The sequence below is a fragment of the Pedobacter sp. T50_32 genome (assembly GCF_057652195.1).
Genome location: NZ_JBYFBY010000004.1, coordinates 233133 through 253964, shown reverse-complemented (window position 1 = coordinate 253964; position 20832 = coordinate 233133). Strand labels below are relative to the sequence as shown.

Here is a 20832-nt window from a genome sequence, read left to right as displayed (position 1 = left end):
GTACTATATTTTAATTACCTTTTTAGTGCTTGTAATTTTCCCAGCGTTTTCAATTGACAAGATATAAGTTCCTGCTTGAATATTTTGAACATCGATCTCTAAAACTTGATTACCGCTTGCTGTTTTAGAAGCAATTACTTGCCCTTGAATGTTAAATAATTTAATTACATCGCCTTTAACCACTCCAGTAACGTTGATGCTTTTTTGACTTACTGGATTTGGATAAACAGCTATTTTATTTACTGCTACGTTTACCACTTTAATTTCACTTTCGTGAGTTGTGCCATCTAAATCTACACCAACTAAACGATAGTAATTTACACCAGCCAATGGATTTAGGTGCGTATAACTGTAGTTAAAAATTCCAACTTTATTGTTGGCCGGTACAGTTTGGATTGCTACGAAATTATCTCCTACTTTATGCTGAAGTAAATAATGCTTCAAATTAACTTCGTCTGTAGTTCTCCAATCTAATTTCACGCTGTTTAAGCTTTCTTTAGCAGTAAAACTGATTAATGTTAATGGCAAAGTAGTGTTAACCTCTCCCACTATAAATGGAGAGAGTGTGCTTGTGCTTAAAGTAGCTGTATTTGCTGCTGCATTTCCAACACCTGCGAATGTATTGTAAGCTGTACCGCTATAACCAGCAATGCCAATTTGTGCGTTGGTGAAACTTGCGAAATCAGCACCTTCTAAAGTATTGTCCCAGCCTAAGGTTACATCTACATTTCCAGTACCAGCAGTACGGTTGATGTTCCAAACTGCATCTACCATTCTGGCTTTTTGAGCAGCTGTTAAGGCAGTTCCGTTTGGAGTTGCATCAGCAGTTGCACCTTCGAACACATTGATATCAAAAGATGAAGCTGCTGTTGCCGCTAAAGTTACCGGGGTATAGTGTGTTGCAGTACCTACTGGGATTAAAGTTGAAGTAGTTAAGCCATTTACTTTTAATGTGCCAACAGCGCCAGTTGTGGCGTTTGCTTGGGTAGCGATATAAGATGTGCTATTAAACGTTCCGTTAAAAGCTCCTGTTGGTTCTACAGTTACTACATCAGCTTCAATTACGGTTAATTTACCGTTAGTTAATGTTAGTTTCCCGTTAATCGTGATATTTTTATTAGTGGTAGCTGCTGCGTTAAAAGTTACATCGCCTAGTATATTACCAGAAATGGTAGAAAATGGAGCAGTAGTAGCAGCGTTAAATATTACATGGGTACCAGTAGATATAGTTAACGATCCGTTTGAATTTATGTTGAAACCTCCATCTATACCAGCAGAATTTGCAACACTTAACACTGGAGTATTTCCTATTACAGCTATTGCATTACCATCTCCAGTTGCAGGTTTCGATAAAGTAATTGATCCCGAACTTGACGTACCAATAGCATAGGTATTTGCTGGAATTTGACCACCTGTAATTAACATTCCTGGAGCAACAGTTAATGCATTGTAATCGCTAACTTCGTCGAAAGTAATTACATTACTACCATTGACAATAGTTGCAGCAGTTGTAGATGTATTTACCGGAGATCTAAACTGCACCCTTCCCGTGTTTGTTGCAATACCATTTCCAACAATTTGATTACCCTCTAAGTCTAGCTTTCCATAAATGTAAGAAATTAAGCTACCCCCTAAATTTACTGAGGATTTTAAGGATACATTAGCATCTGATGCGATGGATAATGCGCCTAAATTAAAAGTGCCTCCTCCTGAAATACTTTGAGGATTCACTCCCAACATCATTAAATTAGATGATCCAGAACCAGAAGTACCCAAAATGCCATTATTAACAATATTACCAGAAACAGGCGATGGTCCAGAGGCATTTAACAAAAAGGTTGATGCATTTTCTATGTTTAAGTTCTCTATGCCTATAAAATTCTCGTTTAGCGTAATTGTAGCATTATTTCTAACCGTTACATTACCGAAGTTTTTTTCACTAAAAAAGCCGTTAGATGCATTAGCAGCTTCAAGGATAAAATTACTACCAGACTTCAAATCAGCAACATAACCAGATCCCGTGTCACCAAACGGACTTCTTCCTCCTTGATAAATGAGAGAAGTACCTGAATTAAATATGACAGATTTAGATCCTGAATTTGCTGTATTACTGAATGGATATTGATTTATAACATTTACATAACACTTACTCGAATTAGAAAAGGTTAACGTACTACCTGCAGGTACTGCAATTCGTTGTGTGCCGTTATTAGTTGATGACCAAGCTGCGCCTTGTACAAACACCTCACTATTATCTACGCTACCGGTGCTACCACCAGCTAAAGCTACTACGAAATTTCCTCCCGTACCGTCAATAACTCTCAACTTGCTATTACCACTCACCTGTAACCCCACACCAGATCCATTATTTAAGGTTAAAGTACTTGTTCCTGAATTAGAGTTACGGACAAAACTTACATCGGCACCATTTTGCAATTGCAGTTTACCGATAGTTACGCTGCCAATAGAAAAAGCAACCGTTACATTATCGAAAATAAGGATATCGCCTGTATTATTTCTAGATACTGCGGTTCCGCCAGGAGTTAAACTCCAATTCGTCCCCCCCAAAGAGCCCGATGTACTTCCACCAACCCAATAATAGGTATTTTGAGCAAAACCAACTGCCGCAAAGCAGCTAAAAATCATTAATAGTAAAATTCTTTTCATACGGATTAAATATTAGGTTATAGGTTGGGGAGAGCTTTGTAAACTCTCCCATTAGTTTTTTTATTTTATAGGTCTGGATTGATTTCTAGATTGTCTAACCAAGCTTTTGCCATGGTATCGTTACCTTTTGGAGTTACACCGTAAATGATGAAACCACTTAGATTTTTGCCTGCTTCCAATCCGCCAGATACAAATTCGCCAGCTACACGCTTACCATTTACCCAAACGTGGTAGGTTCCGGCAGTTATGCTCTGATCGCCCTCTTTAGCATATTTTTTAGCTTCTGCGCTGTTGTTGCTGTACACTTCAATTAAATAATCGGTGTTTTTAAGAAATGAAACTCCTTTTACAGAAGCCCATTTAGCACCATTGCGAGTGTAAAAATTGATTTGCTCTGCTGCCGATAAATTCCATCTTAACCCAGCAAAAATTTCTGTTGAGGTTTCTTTGATACCGCCGTTGCCTTGAAACAAGTCATCGGAATTTTCTGATGTACCGTTAGCAAAAACCCACTGGCCAGCATTGGCTGCATCTATTTTGATGTTGAAACGGGTTTTCGATACTGTCTCAAGCGCTAGATTGTACATAGAAAACTTGCTGGTAGTTGTTCCTGCTACTACTTCTAAACCTGTACCTTTAATAAAAGCAGCGCCACTTTTCACTAAGTTGAAAGCACCTGTACCATCAGATGCTGTGCGCACCCTTACTTTAACGCCTTTAACAGTGGTAATTTTTGGCAAAAAAGAAGTTGACGACGCCCCTGGATTTGGATTGAACGAAGCTTCTTTATCTCCAAAATCATAATTAATTACTGGTGCAGCTTGCTGTGCAAGAACTGTATTAGCCGAAAAAAGAATTGCGAGAGTGCATGGTACAAAAAATTTCCTGATCATATTTTAAAGGTTAAGTTTAGTATTCGGTAATATTAAAATCGTTGAACCAAACGGTTTCGTCACGCAACATGTCTGGTTGTAGGGTTCTTCTATAAATGCCCCATTTTGGACGACAACTGGTAGAGTTTTTACGCCACATTTCTATATTGGTGAAGGCTTGCTTTACGAGCAGCTTGCCATCGCTAATTCTATTGATTTGGATTTCGTACTTACCATCAAAAGAAAAAGTAGCTCTTTCTATTACCTCTACCCAATTTCCTTTAAAATCGGCCAGAGGGATTTGCACAATATACTTTTGCGAAGTAGCGTCGGTTTCTCCCGTATGAATTACTTGCATGACATCTCCGCTTGCCCTGTATCTCGGTGTAAGCGTAATGATCGGTAATTGATTATCACCATCTATTGGCTTTAACTGATGAATGTGGGTAAAATCACTTGATGGTTTAAAGTTTGCATCGAGCTTAAACTTCCATTTGTAGAGTACTTTTTCGTCTTTGCTGGCCTTTAAACTTTCTGGAGATTTATCATAAGTCTTGATCTCGTTACGTTGTCTATCCGAATTTTCACATTTATCATTATCAGGTGTGAGATGAATATGGAAAGCAAAAACCTGACGTTTCAAATCGTTGTCGTAAACTTGGGTGATGTGCTTGCCAAAAGATGCGTGGCTACAATCTGGAGCTTCAATAACATCGCCCGTACCGCCAAACAAACTGTTGATCAACTGATAAGTATCTGTAGTACCATTAGCGCTTAAGGTGGTGCCGTCGGTATTATTCGTCTGACTACCGTTGCCAGCAATTACTTCCTTTTCTACAGGTGTAGATTTTTGTTTGCTGCAAGCACATCCTAAAAAACAGATGCATACGATATAAAGCAGATTTTGCTTATTCATACAAAGGATAAATTTGGTTGACCAATATTTGGTTGACCAAATTTATACAAATAATATTACGAACCAAATTTTTCTGAGAATTTTAACAATAAGGTAGTTGGGAATGTTACAGAGGCAGCTGAATTGGCTTTACGGCAGCATTTTAAGTATAAATTAACTAACGTAGATTATTGCCAGCGTTAATTTAGCGAAGGAGCAAGAAGCGTTTTTCTTGGGAATGTAAGTTTGAAAAAACAGACTTTGATTATTAAACCCGATTGAAGCGGAAATACTTTTTGTTGTGGTTGACGGGACTGCATAGATGCTTCGATAAACTCAGCATGACAGTGAGCAGATAGGGATGAAACAAAAAGATTATAGCGAAAAAGCGGGACTTTCGGGAGATAGCAGCAGGGAAACTGCTTTTCAAAAAAAATTAAATTATTTACTTACAAAGCGGTCTTCGGCTTCGGTTATGATTTGTTGAACTACTTTTTGCAGTGCGCTAGCCTTATCTGCTATGATTGGATCTTTATCATAATTGGTGAGGTAGACGATATTTTTGGTGGTGTCGTCGTAAACAAACTGAAATTCGTAACGCAACACTTTTGGATCTTTTAAATTAGCTTGCGGATTGGCAATTGTATCTGGAACTTGCAGTAAATCTCCTTGATTAATTTTGCTGTGCAAGAAAATGATGTTATTGGTTCTGAGCTTGAAATTAACCTTCACCAATTGATCGCTTTTATCTAAAAACTGATAGTCGCCAGTTTTAGAATTGTAGCTGTTTTGCAAAGTATCGCCCATGCCCCATTTGTAGGTTAAACTTACAAAAGATGCCGCTTTTTCGCCTCCACTGCGCACTTTCATGATGTAGTAACCGCCCACAACAACAATAAATGCTACCGCAGCAAGCTTTAAAATCATTTTCTGCTTAGCATTCATTATTTTGCTTCGTTCTCCTTATCTATCAGCGTTAATTCTATTTCCTTTTGCATTTTACTTGCCGCACCTTTCATTCTCTCATTGCCACTAAAACTAGGCAGATAAGTTACTTCCTTGGATTTTTTTTTGTAATTGAACTTGATAACATAACGTAGTTTACGAGGATCTTTAAGATCGTCTTGATTGTTGGCTACAATACTTGGCAAGTTCCAAAAGCCCTGCACATCGGCTATGCTATCTAAGTATTTGATATCTCTTACACTAAGTTTAATATTGCTGTTGATGAGCGAGTCTTTTTTATCGAGATATTTAAACTCGCCAGTAGCCGAATTATAGCTGTTTTCTAATTTTTCACCAGTTCCCCAGCTGTACTCTAAGGATACAAAATATTTTTCTTGAAATGGTGCATTCCTAATCATTGGTGCATAATAAATGGCACCGTAGATCACAAAAGGAACTACCACACTTAATATTAAAAAAATCTTCTTAGCTCTGGAACTCATAATGTATTAATCGGCTATAAATTTCTCTGGAGCTTGCTCGTCAAACTCCCCTTCCCACTTGGCAATAACCACCGTTGCTAAACAGTTACCTATTACATTTACCGAAGTTCTAGCCATATCCATTAGCTCGTCTATACCTAAAATTGCAGCAATGATAAACACTGGTAAACCGAATTGCTCGGCCGTTGCGATAAGTACAATTAACGATGCTCTTGGTACAGCTGCAACTCCTTTAGAGGTAATCATTAAGGTAAATGCAATTGCCAATTGCTGGCCAACACTTAAATCCATGCCGGCAGCTTGCGCCACAAAGATAGAAGCTAATGACAAATACAACGAAGTACCATCTAAATTAAAACTGTAACCTGTTGGTATTACGAAAGAAACAATTTTACGTGGAACGCCAAATCGCTCCATATTGCTCATTGCTTTTGGCAAAGCAGCATCAGAACTTGTGGTTGCAAAGGCGATGGAAACTGGTTCTTTTACGGCCTGGATGAATTTCTTAATTGGGATTTTAAGGAAAATCATTATTGGCACAAAAATCAAGAGCACGAAAACGATTAGTGCAATATATAACGAACCCAAGAGCATGAATAAGTTTTTCAAGATATCTACGCCCAAGTGCCCAACAGTGTAAGCCATAGCTGCACCTACGCCAATTGGTGCAAAATACATGATGAGATTGGTGAATTTGAACATCACTTCTGACAGACTTTCAGCAAATTCTACCATCGGCTTTCGCTTTTTCTCTTCTACCATTGCCAATCCGATACCGAAAATCACAGAAAACACTACAATTTGAAGTACTTTGTTTTCATACATCGATTTTACGATGTTCTCTGGAAAAAGTTCGTAGAAGAAGTGCGTAAATTTGTATACACCATGTACATGGTCTGGCAAATGCTCTAAAGCTGCATCGGCAGTTTTAACTGTAGGCAGCTCCTCGTGAGGCATACTTTTGATATCTACACCAACGCCTGCGTGTGTGATATTGATAACCGCCAAACCGATGAAAATAGCACAAGAAGTTGCACAAAAGAAGTATAACATTGATTTCCAAGCCATACGACCTACTTGCTTTAAATCTGAGTGACCGGCAATACCGTAAACTAAAGTTCCGAAAAGGATTGGACCTACAATAGTTTTAACCAATTTAATGAAGCCCTTACTTAGCGGTTGTAATGCGGCGGCAAAATTTGGAAAATCTACCCCTACAAAAACTCCCAAAAGCATACAAACTAATATCCAGGTGGTGAGGTTTCTTTTTATAATGGCATAAACTACCATTACTACAGCCACTCCCCAACGTGACCACATCATAATTTGTTCTGGGATATCTACGATATTAAATTCCTTTAATAAAGTAAGCGCTATTGCAACAGTGATAAAAATTAAGGTGATTAGACCTATTTTAGATTTCTTCATTTAGTTTTTGTTTGTTGTCTGTATCTATTTTACAAAAGACACACTATTCTATTTGGTTATTTTGGTTTTTGCTTTATAATACTGCATCAAACTTATTTCTGATGTAGCTAGACCGACAAAAATAAATAATTGCGCTTAGCACACAAACATTTATTATTTTAGCGACCGTTTATGTTGTAACAATTTAATGTTACCTCATTCTAATAGACATACAAAAACGCTAAATGGACCGAAAAGATCAGCTTTTTAAAGAAATTTTCGATAAAAACTCAAAGAAGATATTTCACTTGTGTTACGGATACACGGGTGATGCAGACTCGGCGAACGATCTTTTGCAGGAGACGTTTTTAAAGGTTTGGCAAAATCTAGATAAATTCAGAAACAAATCGTTGATATCTACCTGGATCTACAGAATTGCTGTAAATACTTGTTTAACTTATTTACGTTCTGAAAAAAGACAGGCCAAAGACGAGCTTACCGACAATATTATTGAGAATAAGATAGAGGAATATTCCGAAAAGAACGAGCAGGTGGCTCTTCTGTACAAATCTATATCGCAATTGGAAGAGAACGATCGTCTAATTATCACCATGGTATTGGATGAATTGCCTTACAATGAAATTGCTGAAATTTCGGGGATTAGTGAGGGTAACTTGAGAGTAAAAATACATCGCATTAAACAGAAACTTACTGAAATATACAATCAACATGCAAGAATTTAATCACATAGAAGCATTATGGGCTAAGCATACGGTTGATGTAAAAATATCTGCTGATGATATGCTTAAGCAGGCGAAAAAGGACGTCAATAACATTCGCACTAAGTCGTTACTGAACATTCTTGGCATGTCTCTTTCAATCATAGCTGTAGCAGCGGTTTGGTTATTGTATGATTTCACTTCGATAACAACCCACGTAGGTATTAGTATTATTATTTTGGCTGTTACTGTATACACGGTGATATTATACTTTAACCACAGGGTGATTGCCAAAAACGATTTTACCGAAAATCCTAATGTATTTCTCCAAAACTTGAAGATTTATCAGTTACAAAGACATCAACTTTACAACAGATTATACTGGTTCTACGCCGTTGCATTGTCTCTAGGAATGGGGCTTTACTTTTTCGAGATATTACCAAATTTTGAGCTTTGGCTACAGGGTTTAATCTTATTCTTAAGTTTTGGTTGGGTAATCTTCTGTTCTACGCTTTTGAGAAAGGCTGTTATCAAAAGAGATAAGGAAAGAATTGCGTTGTTGATTGAGAAATTTGAACGAATTAGCAATCAATTTAAAGACACAGAATAATTTGGCATAACTTTCGTTCTTGTAACGTTAAATGATGCCGTTAAAGAACATAGCCTTAGTTTTTATTTGTGTAATTGCACTGGCTTTTACACCACATGAGCGTATTTCTCCAGAGAGATTAGATTGGGATACCCACTTTAGAGCCAACCCAGATCCTAATTCCAATTATGCCGCTGTTACCAGTACCATTTGGCAGTACGGCTACCGCTCTACCATTAGGGGTAATAACTTACAAATCGATTTTAACTTTTTAGGTGGTGTTGATGCGAATAGATCTTGGGTAAAGCGAGATAAAATCAGAAACAGGAATGTAAGCAGAATCTTGTTAAATCATGAACAGGGGCATGTGTACATCAACTTTCTTCTATTGAAAAATGGCGAGCAAATTCTAAAAAACCAAGGCTACACCATACAAAACTACAAACGCTTGGTAGACAAAACCGCTAAAGACGTATCTAAATTTTATAACGATATGCAAGAGCGTTATGATGTAGAAACCAAACACGGCTCTGACTTAGATGCACAAAGTAAATGGGATGCATTTTTTGAGCAAGAGTTAGCGAAGTTTTAAGTTCTCTTCACGTATATCAAAAAAATATATACCTTTAGTAATCAAACAACTAAATACGATGAAATCAACATTATTATTTATATTACTAATTGCTTTGTGGGGATGTAAGAAAAAGGAAGAAGAAAAGTTGAATTATGAAATTTGGGTTGAAGCATCACAACGAGCTGATACAATTAAGTTTGACAACCCTACAGGATGGATGGAACTAAAACGAGGCACAGAAATTATAAATGGCTACAAGTTACCTAAAATACATTCCGGCCCCTATGATTATGAAATTAAGGGTACTAGCATTTCTCTGAGATGGACACTATCTAGTAGCACGAATAGAAACGAATATTATTTTAGTATGGATGCTAATCGTAAAAATATGAAAATCGGAAACTTTTATCTCGATGCACTAGATAAGAATACTATTATAAATTTCGTAAGAATTAAATAATTCGTTCCCTGCCACTTTAACGAGGAAAATAATTAGTCGCCTGGCTTAACTTCAGAAGAAGAAAAGCTGTTGCCAGACAAACGATATTTCAAGGTTTTCACTAAAGTAGTAGTTTTGCCACTATCAGTTTGAACAATTGGAACTGACCTGAACAGTTCCCCGTGTTTAACAAAAAATTTGTCGTCTCCCTGATATCCTTTTTGGCTGCTAATTCCTGGAAAACTAATCTTATTGAAGTCACTATTAAATTCGTACACATTAACATCGGCCACATTTTTACGCACTAAAGTTTGCACGTAAATTTCTGGATTTCCGTCATTATCCAAATCCATGTTCCAAGCATCAGTAATGACACCCTGTCTTTCAACAGAGATTGATTTATAGTTTTGTTTGGTAGAATCAGACATCAAAATTAAAAAACCGCCTACGCTATCTACACCCTTTCCCCAACTTACTACTTCAAAATAGTAACCAGGTTTTATCTCGATACTCTTATAAAACGGAAAAGGATTTGGAGCTTTTGTTTCTACCACTTTTTGTTCTACGGCGGCAGGTTTATCATTGTTAGTACAAGCTACCATCATTATAGATACCGCTACAATTGCGAATGCAGATTTTATTAAATCTTTCAAAACCATTTGTTGTGAAATTAAAAAGCCAATTTATGTGTTTTACGGATTTTTTGCAACATAAAATATCGTTATTAACCACAAAGGCTCTAAGAATACAAAGATTAATCTTGGTAATAATTCTGGTCGAGAGTCATTTAGAGCGTAGTCGAGAGATCTTTAAATTTTTAGCTTAAAGATTTCTCGTCTCACTGCGTTCGGTCGAAATGACGTTTATAAGTTACTTAACTTTCACTTCTGCAGCACCATTACTGAATACTGTTTCGGCAACTATACTTCTTTTACCACTAGGCGTAATTACAATTGTTTTCAATACCTTTTGTTGTCCTTGTGGCACATTAATTTTTAAAGGAGCGTTATACTCAGCCGCGTTCTCTGATGGACGGTAACCATCTAATGTGTAGTAGATTTTCGCACCTGCTATTGGAGATTTCAACTCTACCACGTGGTTTTCACCAGTAACAGCTTTATCTGGCTGACCAACTGCTGGGGGCACCCAATAATTAGTATTGGTTTTGTCTAACTTAGCTAAGTGTAGCGATAAACGTTCTTCACTGAAGTTCTTAATGTCTTTTCTGTTTAGAGGGGTCCAAGCAATTTCTGCCAAAGCATATACCCTTGGAAACAACATATATTCGGCTTTCGCTGGCGTTTCGATGTATTCTGTCCACAGATTTGCCTGCACACCTTTGATGTATTTCTTTTGATCTTCGGTTAATACGGCAGGAACTGGATCATAATTATAAACTTTGCTGTAATGCGCAAACCCCTTTCCTTTTCTACCAATCGTTAAAGGCTCATCTTCTGCAACAGATTGTTTATGGTCGAAGTACAAACCATTGGTACTAGGCGTCATCAGCACATCGTGGTTTTGTTGCGCCGCTTCAATTCCGCCTTTCTCTCCTCTCCAACTCATTACAGTAGCATTTGGCGCTAAACCACCTTCTAAAATCTCATCCCATCCTATAATAGAGCGCCCTTTGCCATTTAAGTATTTTTCTATCCTTTGGATGAAATAGCTTTGTAGCTCATGCTCATCTTTCAAACCCTTTTCCTTAATTAACTGCTGGCAAAACTCCGATTCTTTCCAATATTTCTTAGGAGCTTCATCACCACCAATGTGGATATATTTTGAAGGAAAAATAGCAATCACTTCATCCAATACATTCTCTAAAAACTTGAAAGTATTTTCTGATGGCACAAAAATATCATCAAAAACACCCCAAGTTTGCTGCACTTGCTTACCTGTTCTAGAACCAGACCAAGGCGCATTTGCACCAATTGGCGTATCTCTATCAGGAAAGCAGCTTAACTCTGGATACGCCGCAATTGCTGCAGAACCATGACCAGGCAATTCGATTTCTGGAATAACGTTGATATACCTTGCCGCAGCATAAGCTACAATTTCCTTCGCTTCTGCCTGCGTGTAATAACCTTTGTAAACCTCGTTATCGGTGCCACCACTTCCAGGGAAATTACCAATAATGGTTCCATTTCTGCTAGCGCCTACCTCTGTAAGTTTCGGATATTTCTTGATTTCTAATCTCCAACCTTGATCTTCTGTTAAATGCCAGTGGAAGTTATTCAACTTATAGGCTGCCATTACATCAATGTATTTTTTAAGGAATGACATTGGGAAGAAATGACGACCTACATCTAAGTGCAAACCACGGTAGCTGAAACGTGGATAATCGCTAATTTCGACGTTTGGAATATGAATTTTACCATCTGTAGATTTATCTGGAGTTAACTGCATTAACGACTGCAATGCGTAAAACAAGCCTGCATCTTTTCCTATCAACTTAATTTTATTGGCACTTACTTTAATTTGATAGCCTTCGCTAGGCAGCTGATCTGCCCCAACACTGGTGATTTCTATCGCCTTTTGTCCAGCAGCAAGTGTTTGCACTGCACGTAGATTTAATCCTTTAGTGGTAGCAAAAGACTTCAACGTCTCTGCAATTTTGGCATTTTTAGCATTGGTACTTAGGATTACTACTGTTTTATCAAAAACGAAAGTTCCACTTCCTTTTTGAATAGATACTGGAGCAGGTATGATACCCAAATTAACATCAGTCTGCGCATTAGAACTTGATAGTAAAAATGCTGCAACAGCTGTTAGAAATAACTTTTTCATTCTTTTTGGTTTAATTTATGGTTTGGATTTTATAAGAGCTAAAGGTGTAATATCACCTAACGGATTACAAGATAAAAATTTAAACCTTTAGTTAAAAGAAAATAATTCAAAACATAAAAAAACCTTTCTAAACTAAATTAGAAAGGTTTCAAAATATCAATTATTGAAAAAGTCTATTTTGTATCAGCTTTTGCGGCTAAGTATCTTTCGGCATCAAGTGCAGCCATACAGCCAGAACCAGCTGCAGTAACAGCTTGTCTGTAGATGCTATCTTGAACATCGCCACAAGCAAATACACCTTCTATATTTGTTTTCGAAGTACCTGGAATGGTTTGCAGATAACCAGTATCATCCATATCTAACCATCCTTTAAAGATATCGGTATTTGGTTTGTGACCGATTGCAACGAAAAACCCTTCTATATCTAAAGTTTTTGCTTCTTCTGTTTTATGGTTAAATACGTTCACACCAGTAACATTTTTACCGTTACCGATGATTTCTGTAGTCTGTGTATCGTAAAGCACTTCAATATTTTCTGTGTTTAGTACACGGTGTACCATCGCTTTCGAAGCACGGAACTCGTCTCTACGCACCAACATATAAACTTTTTTACAAAGCTTGGCTAAATAGGTAGCTTCTTCAGCAGCTGTATCTCCCGCACCTACAATTGCTACGGTTTGCCCTTTAAAGAAAAAACCATCGCAAACTGCACAAGCAGATACACCGAAACCATTGTATTGCTGCTCGCTTGGTAAACCCAACCACTTGGCTTTAGCACCAGTAGCGATAATTACTGTATCTGCCAAAATGGTTTTACTTTCATCTACAGTAACTTTGTGAGGCAATGAAGAGAAATCTACAGAGCTTACATAACCGAAACGAATTTGAGTACCAAAACGCTCTGCCTGATTTTTAAAATCTTCCATCATTTCTGGTCCCATAACGCCGTTTGGATAACCTGGAAAGTTATCTACATCTGTAGTTTGGGTTAGCTGACCACCCATTTCCATACCAGTGTACATTACTGGTTTTAAATCGGCTCTGGCTGCGTAAATAGCTGCAGTATACCCTGCTGGACCTGATCCTATAATAAGACACTCTACGTGCTCTAGTTCTTCTTGTTGCGACATTGTTTGTAATTTGTGATGCAAATTTAAGTTTTAAGCGCTAAAGCGCAATAGTTGTGGAGAAAGATGAAATTGTGGAGATAATTGGAAGTCGATGGTTAACTGATGAATTGTTTAAATCGGTTAATCGTTTTTACTACAAAGTTGAGTATTGAACATTTTAGTAAAACAACCAATCGAACAATTAACCGGTTAACCGATTTAAACAGTTAACCAATTTAGTCTCCCTTATTCGCTTTCAATACCCGTATAAAATTACCACCTAAAATCTTTTGGATATCAGTTTCACTGTAACCTCGCTTTACAAGTGCTTCGGTTATTTTAGGAAAATCAGCTACGCTATCCATACCCTGTGGGAACGACTCGGCTCCATCAAAATCGGCACCAATGCCGACATGATCTACGCCTATTAACTTAACCACATAGTCGATATGATCGATTACCCTTTCAACTCTAGGTCTATTAGCATCTGCCTCATCTTTGTACATCGAAATTAACGTATCTATAGCTTTGGACCTGCCGTATTTATCGCTCAGCGTTTTCAGTTCTGGTTTATGTTTGATGAGGAAGTTTTGTTGCTTTGCAGAATAAGTAGGATCTAAAAAACCACTGTAGAAATTGATAGAAATTACTCCACCATTTTTACCAACAGCCTTAATTTGCTCATCTTTTAAATTTCTTGGTACCGGATTAATGCCATAAACACAACTGTGTGATACTAGAACCGGTTTTGTAGATAAGTTAATCGCATCAAAAAAAGTTTGTTCGCCAACGTGAGATAAATCGACCATAACACCCAACTCATTTAGTCTTTTCACCACCGATTTTCCAAAATCATTTAAACCCGGCATAGCAATTTCACCTTTGGTTTCTTGCGCTGCAGAACTTGCCCAAGGTGTGCTGTTATTCCAAGTTAGCGTAAGATAGATCATCCCTTTCTTGGCTAGAGCTTCCAGCTTACCAAGATCATTTTCTATCATGTGTCCACCTTCTACCCCAATTAAAGCAGCTAATTTTTGTTGCTTAACCACAGCTTCTAATTGTTGTGCGTTGTTCACCAAAGAGATTTTTTCGGGATATCTTTTAATTAAAGCATATAAGGAATCTATTTGACGGTTAGCTAAATCGAAACCACCTTTTTCATCGCACCAAATTGAAAAAACTTGCGCATCAAGTCCTCCTTGTTTGGCTCTAACCAAATCAAAGTTACCCGTGCTTTGCAGTTGGCCAATATCTATCCCTGATTGAATTTGATTGTACAAGATATCACCATGAGTATCAATCATTATAGCTTTTTGATGTATTTTAGCTAATTTTTGCGCAAAACTTGCACTTGCGAAACAGACGATAAAAGCTGATAGTAGCAGTGCTTTGGTCTTAAGTTTTTGACTTACTGAAAACGATGTGTTCATATTATTCGATCTGTGAAATTTCTGATCTTTTTAATTTCGTAGTACTTATTAATTTATCATTCTCAAAAACATCCTTTACCTTTTTCTTCAAATCGTACCAAGTGCCAGTTTTTAATCCAGCTTTGTATTGGCCTAAAAATAATCGCCTCCCTTTATGGTTAAAAAGTGCAGTTTCGCCATCTAACTTTCCATTTTTATATTCGCGATAACCCATAATCACACCATCGGGAAAATAATCTACCCACTTGCCTTCTTCCAAACCATCTATATATTCACCTTTTTGCGTAATGTACCTGTCTGTTGTTGGATTTTTAAAATTGGTAAAATTCAGATAGTTATAATCATAGATACTACTATAAAAAATGAACTTACCGTGAGGCGTTGTCAATTGTTCATCTTTATATGCGCCCGAAAACATCAGGTTGTCATCTAAGTCGTATCTCTTCAACACCCACAAATCTTCACCACTTAGTTTGCCATAAACACCGTACGAAGTAGCTCTATCTTTATCTGTAGTTACCCTATTGCCACTAAAATAAATCGGCTTTGCCTGTGCAAAAACATTGACAACAGTAAAGAAAAACAAGAATATTAGTATATTAAATTTCTGCATATCATTAGGTTTGAATAATTCCAACATTAAAAGGTTTTTGAATAGGCGATTGATTGGCAGCTTCAATCCCCATAGAAATCACTTTCCTCGTTTCCAAAGGATCAATCACACCGTCGACCCATAAACGCGATGCCGCATAATACGGCGTAGTTTGCCCATTGTATTTATCAGTAACTTCTTTCAGCAGTTCATCGCGTTTATTTTCTGCTAACGTTTCGCCTTTACCTTTAAGTGCACTCTCTTGTATTTGTAACAATACTTTTGCGGCTTGCGCACCACCCATTACCGCAATTTTAGCACTTGGCCAAGCGTAAATCAACCTCGGGTCGTAAGCCTTGCCGCACATGGCGTAGTTGCCAGCACCGTAAGAATTGCCTACCACAATCGTAAATTTAGGAACTACCGAGTTGGAAACTGCATTTACCATCTTAGCACCATCCTTGATAATTCCGCCTTGCTCTGACCTGCTGCCTACCATAAAACCAGTTACATCTTGTAAAAACACCAAAGGGATTTTCTTTTGGTTGCAGTTCATAATAAAACGGCTGGCTTTATCGGCACTGTCGGAATAGATTACACCACCAAACTGCATTTCCCCTTTTTTCGATTTTACTACTTTGCGTTGGTTTGCCACAATTCCAACCGCCCAACCATCGATACGAGCCAATCCGCAAATTAAACTCTGACCATACAATTCTTTATATTCTTCAAATTCAGAATTATCTACCAACCTCAAAATAATCTCCTTCATATCGAAAGGTTTTTCGCGGTTATCGGGCAAAATTCCGTAAATATCTTCTTCGTTTAGTTTTGGCAAAGCCGATTTAATCCTGTCAAAACCTGCATTTTGCGGTGCTCCTAGCATGCTCATAATGTTTCGGATACTGTCTAAGCAAGCCTGATCATTAGGATGTTTGTAATCGGTAACGCCAGAAATTTCGCAGTGCGTTGTTGCGCCACCCAAAGTTTCGTTATCAATATCTTCTCCTATAGCCGATTTTACCAGATAAGAACCCGCTAAAAATACCGAACCAATCCCATCTACAATCATTGCTTCGTCACTCATAATTGGCAAATAGGCACCGCCAGCAACGCAAGAACCCATAATTGCAGAAATCTGTACAATTCCTTCCGATGACATAATCGCATTATTTCTAAAAATACGTCCGAAGTGTTCTTTGTCGGGGAAAATTTCATCTTGCATTGGTAGATAAACGCCAGCACTATCTACCAAATAAATGATTGGCAAACGATTTTCCATGGCAATTTCTTGCGCTCTCAGGTTTTTCTTCGCTGTCATTGGAAACCAAGCACCAGCTTTTACCGTAGCATCGTTAGCTACTACTACACATTGTCTTCCCGAAACGTAGCCAATTTTAACCACCACACCTGCACTTGGACAACCACCTTCCGCCTCATACATTCCTTCGGCAGCAAAAGCGCCAACTTCAATTATTGGTCTATCTTTATCTAGCAAATAAGCAACTCTTTCTCTTGCTAGCAGTTTACCCTTTTCTTTTTGCTTGGCCGCACTTTTATCGCCACCACCCAAGTATACTTTCTTCAGTTTCATCTTCAGATCGTAAACTTGCTGTTTATTATAATCTTCGTTTTTATTAAATGTCAAATCCATATAGGTTGATTATATTTTGGTCTTTAGCACTTCATTTTTATCATCGTCACCCTAAATTTATTTCAGGGTCGGCTTATTAGAAACAACTAAAAAACAGATTCTGAAATAAATTCAGAATGACATATTATTTGCGTTGAGTGCAATTATGCTAAAATAGTATTTTAAGCGTTGTTATGGCATGAGATGGCTGATATTTTTTCTGTTACTTTCGATAGCGAACTTTAGTTTTGCGCAAAAATTCAATTTTCCTAAGCTGGTGGCGCAGGGCGATAAACTCACCGACCTTACGCTAAAAAACTGGAAGATTATCGATACTGCCTTGGGAGATTTGAATAATGATAAAGTGCAAGACCTTGCAATCATATTGGAATACCATACAGCCGTCAACGAAGATAGAGCCTATGGAAACTATGAAATAGAGCTAATTCGAGAAACACAGAAACCTAGAATTTTAGCTATTTACTTTAAAGCAGGTAATAAATATCGTTTGGCGGCACAAAATAATGAGTTTGTTTTACGATCTGAGGAAGGTGGTAAAATGGGTGATCCGTTAAAAGGAATACGTATTGATAGCAATAAATTGGCGCTTTCTTTTGAAGGTGGTAATGAGTGGCGTTGGAAGTTAAATTATGAATTTGCATACCAACAAAAAAAATGGAATTTGGTTACCGCCAATAACGTTTACTATCACAAAGACAGTGGTGAAATGGTAGATAAACAGTACGATTTCATAGATAGAACTATTAAAACGGTAGTGGGCAGTATATTTAACCGCAACATCATCAACAGCACCGATGAAGATATTTTGGTTTTTAGCCAGCCACGTACTTTAAACGATTTTAAAAAACCTTGGACTTGGGAGGTTACTAAGGATAATTACTTGTAGAAATTAAAAACTTACGAAGTTTCGAAAACTTCGTAAGTCTATTTGCAATTTACCCCTTTATCGCATTAATGATATCATACTGGGTGATAATATCAAACTTGCCATCTTCTAATTCCACTAAAACAGCACTATTATCCTTATTAATTAGGGATGATAATCTATCTATAGAAGTATTTAAATCTACAAAAGGGAAAGTTGCACCCATAATGGTTTCTACTTTGGCAGATTTCACGCTAGGATTTTCTAACAAAGCACTCAAAATATCGCTTTCTTCTAATTTACCTACCAACATTCCTTTTTGAGTAACCGGAATTTGAGAGATATTCAACGTACTCATGGTGTTAAAAGCTTCAGAAACGGTTTTCTCGCAATCGATAGTTACGATTTCTGCATTTTCTTTCTTACCAATAATGGAACGGGCAGTTAATTTTTCATCTTTTAAAAAACCACGTTCACGCAACCAATCTTCATTGTACATTTTACCCATGTAACGACTTCCGTGGTCGTGGAAGATAATGACAACTACATCTTCTGGCTTTAGTTTATCTTTCAACTGTTTTAAACCTGCAACCGCAGAACCTGCAGAGTTACCCACAAAAATTCCTTCTTGGCGGCAAATTTCCCTGGTCATTAATGCAGCATCTTTATCGGTTACCTTCTCAAATAAATCAATTACATCGAAATTTACGTTTGCAGGCAAGAAATCTTCACCAATACCTTCGGTGATGTATGGATAAATCTCGTTTTTATCGAAAATTCCTGTTTCCTTATATTTCTTGAAAACAGAACCGTATGTATCTATACCCCAAACTTTAATGTTCGGATTTTTCTCTTTCAAATATTTGCCTGTACCAGAAATAGTACCACCTGTACCTACGCCAACAACTAAATGCGTAATCTTGCCTTCGGTTTGTTCCCAAATTTCGGGACCAGTTTGCTCGTAGTGTGCTTGAGAGTTCGCTAAATTATCGTACTGATTAGGTTTCCAAGAATTTGGCACTTCACGCTCTAAACGTGAAGAAACTGAATAGTATGAACGTGGGTCTTCTGGTTCTACGTTGGTTGGACAAACAATTACCTCGGCACCAAAAGCACGTAAAGCATCTACTTTCTCCTTAGATTGTTTATCGGTTGTGGTGAAAATACATTTGTAACCTTTGATGATAGCAGCCATGGCCAAACCCATACCGGTATTGCCCGATGTTCCTTCGATAATAGTACCACCTGGTTTTAATTTGCCACTTTTTTCGGCATCTTCTATCATTTTGATAGCCATACGGTCTTTAATAGAGTTACCTGGATTGGTCGTTTCTATTTTAGCCAAAACTGTTGCCGGAATATCTTTTACAATGTTGTTCAATTTTACCAAAGGCGTATTACCGATGGTTTCTAATATATTGTTATACCACATGTTACAAAAATAGCGAACAGCAACAAGTATTTTGTGATTAATATTTATTTGGAATTAAATTTCAGAAAAAGACATCTAACAAAATTTAGTTTCATAAACTACAAAAATGATATACTAAATATGCTATAAATTTGGCATAGTGTATTTATTTGCCACAGATATTTTAGAAATTCTTAATTATTAAATATATAGTAAAAATCTGTGCATTTGTGGCTATTACGCCAACTTGTACAATTTGCCCGGCAAAGCCACAATAATCCCCTTCATTTCTAAAGTTAAGAGGATAATTGCCAATTTACTTTGAGCAATGTTTGTGGCTACAAAAAGGTCATCGATAGCTAGAGGAGAAGACAAAATCGTTTCGCAAACTGTTCTTTCATCTTTGTTTAAATCTAATGGAAGCTGTACTTGCACAGGCTGTTTCTTCGCCGATTTCTCATCATTCCAACCTAAATAATAGATTAAATCTTGCGGATGATTGATTAAACCTGCCCTATTTGTTTTGATGAGAAAATTGCAGCCCTCAGAAAATTCATCGTTCACTCTTCCGGGAAAAGCGTACACATCTCTGTTGTAAGAATTGGCAATTTCGGCGGTAATGAGTGCGCCGCCTTTAATAGAAGCTTCGACTACAATTGTCACATCAGACATTCCAGCAATAATACGGTTGCGCTTAGGAAAATTCTCTCGGTCTGGATTTGAACCTGGAAGAAATTCAGTGAGCAAACCTCCATTTTTGAGCATCTTGGCCGCCAGTTCACGATGAGCGGCTGGATAAATCCTATCCAAGCCATGCCCTAAAACACCAATAGTAGGCACATCGGCCAATACACATTCCTTATGAGCTGCTGCGTCTATGCCATGCGCAAGTCCACTCACAACAAGCACGTTGTAAGGTTTTAAAACTTCAGTAAGCTGTTTGCAGAGCATTTTACCGTAGGCAGTGGCGTTTCTTGTACCAACAATGCTGATTACTCGCTGCTGGTTTAGGTTTATCGTTCCTTTATAATAGAGCAGCAGCGGAGCATCGTAACAGTTTTTTAGCCGCTTCGGATAGTTTTCATCGTCGTGAAACAACACTTGTATTTGATGCTTCTCGATAAATTGTAATTCCTGCTCTGCTAAGACTACCGCATCAGTATTTAAAATAGCTTCGGCAGTTTTCTTCCCTATTCCATCAAGTTGTAGCAATTCTTTAAGGTTGGCACTAAACACCCGCTCGGCACTACCGAAATGATGCAGTAATTTTTTGGCAATTAAAGTTCCTACCCCATTAATGAGGGTTAAGGCAATTTGATGTTTCAGGCTCATAGGTAAATTAAAAATCTGAAAAACAGATATTTATAATTAAAA

Annotated in this window: 19 protein-coding genes; 5 read left to right on the top strand and 14 right to left on the bottom strand. The window is 37.5% G+C overall.

Annotation, left to right across the window (positions count from 1 at the left end; all coding sequences use genetic code 11):
- Positions 1-3 precede the first annotated feature (3 nt).
- The 6 genes from AC23ME_RS14730 to AC23ME_RS14705 all read right to left on the bottom strand — a co-directional run bounded on the left by AC23ME_RS14730 (position 4) and on the right by AC23ME_RS14705 (position 7310).
- On the bottom strand, positions 4-2667 hold the full coding sequence (locus tag AC23ME_RS14730; RefSeq protein ID WP_487728538.1) for a beta strand repeat-containing protein: 2664 nt from the start codon (positions 2665-2667) through the stop codon (positions 4-6).
- Positions 2668-2732: 65 nt separating this feature from the next.
- Positions 2733-3560: a hypothetical protein gene (locus AC23ME_RS14725; RefSeq protein WP_487728537.1), complete on the bottom strand. Its 828-nt coding sequence runs from the start codon at positions 3558-3560 to the stop codon at positions 2733-2735.
- Between the two features lie 16 nt (positions 3561-3576).
- Positions 3577-4455, bottom strand: coding sequence for a heparin lyase I family protein (locus AC23ME_RS14720; protein WP_487728536.1), 879 nt, complete (start codon positions 4453-4455; stop codon positions 3577-3579).
- Between the two features lie 420 nt (positions 4456-4875).
- On the bottom strand, positions 4876-5379 hold the full coding sequence (locus tag AC23ME_RS14715; protein WP_487728535.1) for a hypothetical protein: 504 nt from the start codon (positions 5377-5379) through the stop codon (positions 4876-4878).
- Positions 5379-5882: a hypothetical protein gene (locus AC23ME_RS14710; protein WP_487728534.1), complete on the bottom strand. Its 504-nt coding sequence runs from the start codon at positions 5880-5882 to the stop codon at positions 5379-5381. The genes AC23ME_RS14715 and AC23ME_RS14710 overlap by 1 nt, the downstream gene beginning before the upstream one ends.
- A 6-nt stretch (positions 5883-5888) precedes the next feature.
- Positions 5889-7310, bottom strand: a complete 1422-nt coding sequence (locus tag AC23ME_RS14705; protein ID WP_487728533.1) for a dicarboxylate/amino acid:cation symporter — start codon at positions 7308-7310, stop codon at positions 5889-5891.
- 224 nt (positions 7311-7534) lie between these two features.
- Here AC23ME_RS14705 and AC23ME_RS14700 point away from each other — a divergent pair, with 224 nt between their 5' ends.
- From AC23ME_RS14700 to AC23ME_RS14685, 4 genes are read left to right on the top strand one after another with little or no spacing between them, the layout of a single operon-like run.
- Positions 7535-8032, top strand: a complete 498-nt coding sequence (locus tag AC23ME_RS14700) for an RNA polymerase sigma factor (protein WP_308848192.1) — start codon at positions 7535-7537, stop codon at positions 8030-8032.
- Positions 8019-8618: a hypothetical protein gene (locus AC23ME_RS14695; RefSeq protein ID WP_487728532.1), complete on the top strand. Its 600-nt coding sequence runs from the start codon at positions 8019-8021 to the stop codon at positions 8616-8618. The genes AC23ME_RS14700 and AC23ME_RS14695 overlap by 14 nt, the downstream gene beginning before the upstream one ends.
- A 34-nt stretch (positions 8619-8652) precedes the next feature.
- Positions 8653-9189, top strand: a complete 537-nt coding sequence (locus tag AC23ME_RS14690) for a DUF922 domain-containing protein (RefSeq protein WP_487728531.1) — start codon at positions 8653-8655, stop codon at positions 9187-9189.
- Positions 9190-9247: 58 nt separating this feature from the next.
- Entirely contained in the window at positions 9248-9631 is a 384-nt protein-coding gene (locus AC23ME_RS14685) for a hypothetical protein (protein WP_487728530.1), read from the top strand.
- 32 nt (positions 9632-9663) lie between these two features.
- Here AC23ME_RS14685 and AC23ME_RS14680 read toward each other — a convergent pair whose 3' ends face one another.
- The 6 genes from AC23ME_RS14680 to AC23ME_RS14655 all read right to left on the bottom strand — a co-directional run bounded on the left by AC23ME_RS14680 (position 9664) and on the right by AC23ME_RS14655 (position 17182).
- Positions 9664-10269: a hypothetical protein gene (locus AC23ME_RS14680; protein ID WP_487728529.1), complete on the bottom strand. Its 606-nt coding sequence runs from the start codon at positions 10267-10269 to the stop codon at positions 9664-9666.
- A gap of 211 nt (positions 10270-10480) precedes the next feature.
- Positions 10481-12397 (bottom strand): beta-N-acetylhexosaminidase, encoded by a 1917-nt coding sequence (locus AC23ME_RS14675; RefSeq protein ID WP_487728528.1) that lies wholly within the window; start codon positions 12395-12397, stop codon positions 10481-10483.
- Positions 12398-12570: 173 nt separating this feature from the next.
- Positions 12571-13527: a thioredoxin-disulfide reductase gene (trxB, locus tag AC23ME_RS14670; protein WP_487728527.1), complete on the bottom strand. Its 957-nt coding sequence runs from the start codon at positions 13525-13527 to the stop codon at positions 12571-12573.
- 215 nt (positions 13528-13742) lie between these two features.
- A complete protein-coding gene (locus AC23ME_RS14665; protein WP_487728526.1) occupies positions 13743-14936 on the bottom strand; it encodes a dipeptidase in 1194 nt (397 codons plus the stop codon).
- Between the two features lies 1 nt (position 14937).
- Positions 14938-15549 (bottom strand): toxin-antitoxin system YwqK family antitoxin, encoded by a 612-nt coding sequence (locus AC23ME_RS14660; protein WP_487728525.1) that lies wholly within the window; start codon positions 15547-15549, stop codon positions 14938-14940.
- Positions 15550-15553: 4 nt separating this feature from the next.
- Positions 15554-17182, bottom strand: coding sequence for an acyl-CoA carboxylase subunit beta (locus AC23ME_RS14655; protein ID WP_487728524.1), 1629 nt, complete (start codon positions 17180-17182; stop codon positions 15554-15556).
- A gap of 178 nt (positions 17183-17360) precedes the next feature.
- Here AC23ME_RS14655 and AC23ME_RS14650 point away from each other — a divergent pair, with 178 nt between their 5' ends.
- A complete protein-coding gene (locus AC23ME_RS14650) occupies positions 17361-18068 on the top strand; it encodes a hypothetical protein (RefSeq protein WP_487728523.1) in 708 nt (235 codons plus the stop codon).
- Between the two features lie 49 nt (positions 18069-18117).
- On the opposite strand, the gene AC23ME_RS14645 is transcribed toward AC23ME_RS14650, so the two are convergent.
- Positions 18118-19479 (bottom strand): pyridoxal-phosphate dependent enzyme, encoded by a 1362-nt coding sequence (locus AC23ME_RS14645; RefSeq protein WP_487728522.1) that lies wholly within the window; start codon positions 19477-19479, stop codon positions 18118-18120.
- 216 nt (positions 19480-19695) lie between these two features.
- Positions 19696-20790 carry a DNA-processing protein DprA gene (gene dprA / locus AC23ME_RS14640; RefSeq protein WP_487728521.1) on the bottom strand — a complete coding sequence of 365 codons (1095 nt, stop codon included), beginning with the start codon at positions 20788-20790 and terminating at the stop codon, positions 19696-19698.
- Positions 20791-20832: the final 42 nt, after the last annotated feature.

Excerpts from the sequence above, each read along its gene's own strand:
- AC23ME_RS14730 (WP_487728538.1), bottom strand. The coding sequence starts at position 2,667 with ATGAAAAGAATTTTACTATTAATGATTTTTAGCTGCTTTGCGGCAGTT.
- AC23ME_RS14725 (WP_487728537.1), bottom strand. The coding sequence starts at position 3,560 with ATGATCAGGAAATTTTTTGTACCATGCACTCTCGCAATTCTTTTTTCG.
- AC23ME_RS14720 (WP_487728536.1), bottom strand. The coding sequence starts at position 4,455 with ATGAATAAGCAAAATCTGCTTTATATCGTATGCATCTGTTTTTTAGGA.
- AC23ME_RS14715 (WP_487728535.1), bottom strand. The coding sequence starts at position 5,379 with ATGAATGCTAAGCAGAAAATGATTTTAAAGCTTGCTGCGGTAGCATTT.
- AC23ME_RS14710 (WP_487728534.1), bottom strand. The coding sequence starts at position 5,882 with ATGAGTTCCAGAGCTAAGAAGATTTTTTTAATATTAAGTGTGGTAGTT.
- AC23ME_RS14705 (WP_487728533.1), bottom strand. The coding sequence starts at position 7,310 with ATGAAGAAATCTAAAATAGGTCTAATCACCTTAATTTTTATCACTGTT.
- AC23ME_RS14700 (WP_308848192.1), top strand. The coding sequence starts at position 7,535 with ATGGACCGAAAAGATCAGCTTTTTAAAGAAATTTTCGATAAAAACTCA.
- AC23ME_RS14695 (WP_487728532.1), top strand. The coding sequence starts at position 8,019 with ATGCAAGAATTTAATCACATAGAAGCATTATGGGCTAAGCATACGGTT.
- AC23ME_RS14690 (WP_487728531.1), top strand. The coding sequence starts at position 8,653 with ATGCCGTTAAAGAACATAGCCTTAGTTTTTATTTGTGTAATTGCACTG.
- AC23ME_RS14685 (WP_487728530.1), top strand. The coding sequence starts at position 9,248 with ATGAAATCAACATTATTATTTATATTACTAATTGCTTTGTGGGGATGT.
- AC23ME_RS14680 (WP_487728529.1), bottom strand. The coding sequence starts at position 10,269 with ATGGTTTTGAAAGATTTAATAAAATCTGCATTCGCAATTGTAGCGGTA.
- AC23ME_RS14675 (WP_487728528.1), bottom strand. The coding sequence starts at position 12,397 with ATGAAAAAGTTATTTCTAACAGCTGTTGCAGCATTTTTACTATCAAGT.
- trxB (WP_487728527.1), bottom strand. The coding sequence starts at position 13,527 with ATGTCGCAACAAGAAGAACTAGAGCACGTAGAGTGTCTTATTATAGGA.
- AC23ME_RS14665 (WP_487728526.1), bottom strand. The coding sequence starts at position 14,936 with ATGAACACATCGTTTTCAGTAAGTCAAAAACTTAAGACCAAAGCACTG.
- AC23ME_RS14660 (WP_487728525.1), bottom strand. The coding sequence starts at position 15,549 with ATGCAGAAATTTAATATACTAATATTCTTGTTTTTCTTTACTGTTGTC.
- AC23ME_RS14655 (WP_487728524.1), bottom strand. The coding sequence starts at position 17,182 with ATGGATTTGACATTTAATAAAAACGAAGATTATAATAAACAGCAAGTT.
- AC23ME_RS14650 (WP_487728523.1), top strand. The coding sequence starts at position 17,361 with ATGAGATGGCTGATATTTTTTCTGTTACTTTCGATAGCGAACTTTAGT.
- AC23ME_RS14645 (WP_487728522.1), bottom strand. The coding sequence starts at position 19,479 with ATGTGGTATAACAATATATTAGAAACCATCGGTAATACGCCTTTGGTA.
- dprA (WP_487728521.1), bottom strand. The coding sequence starts at position 20,790 with ATGAGCCTGAAACATCAAATTGCCTTAACCCTCATTAATGGGGTAGGA.